General features: G+C 58.8%; 1 protein-coding gene. It reads left to right on the top strand.

Annotated elements, in window-relative coordinates:
• The coding region (locus SB822_RS61225) for a type VI secretion system baseplate subunit TssF (protein ID WP_410859682.1) at positions 1-233 on the top strand (233 nt) is incomplete at both ends.

The raw sequence follows: 233 nt of genomic DNA, 5'->3' as shown, positions 1-233 counted from the left end.
CAAGCAGGCTTTGACGAAGACGACGCGCTAATCGACTATCCGGCCAAATCGCATCCGGCTTACCGGCTTCTCACCGAGTACTTTGCGTTCCCGGAAAAATTCAGTTTCGCCGACTTCGATCTCGCGGCAATGACGCGTGCGGCAGGCCGCTGCCAGCGTCTGACACTACACGTCGTGCTCAAGGAAGTACGCAGCGATTCGCATGTCGCGCGGCTTCTCGATGCGTTGTCCGC

Source organism: Paraburkholderia sp. SIMBA_054 (genome assembly GCF_046534875.1).
Taxonomy (GTDB): Bacteria; Pseudomonadota; Gammaproteobacteria; order Burkholderiales; family Burkholderiaceae; genus Paraburkholderia; species Paraburkholderia hospita.
The sequence above is the reverse complement of the archived record's forward strand: the minus strand, read 5'-3'. Positions and strand labels throughout refer to the sequence as shown.